Source organism: Massilia genomosp. 1 (assembly GCF_011682185.1).
GTDB lineage: Bacteria > Pseudomonadota > Gammaproteobacteria > Burkholderiales > Burkholderiaceae_D > Telluria_A > Telluria_A rubra.
In genome coordinates, this window is record NZ_WHJF01000711.1 from 1 (window position 1) to 205 (window position 205).

Genomic DNA, 205 nt, shown 5'->3' on the forward strand with positions numbered 1-205 from the left:
CTACGAAGCCATGATCAAGGAACACCTGGGTGACCAGTTGATCGGACATATCAGCCGCGACGGCACGGCCATTGCTGTCCGCGAGCGGCCTGCAGCGGCGGCCAGCGCGGCACCGCGCAAGCAGGGCAGGCGCAAGGGTAAGCGCCCGGTCAAGCAAGCGGCACCAGCTGCTGGCTCGCCGATCCGGCGCCAGCGCGGCCAGACC

General features: G+C 69.3%; 1 pseudogene. It reads left to right on the forward strand.

The features are described 5' to 3' along the window. Positions 1 to 205 (forward strand): annotated as a pseudogene (locus F1735_RS38745) (IS5/IS1182 family transposase); the annotation flags it as partial.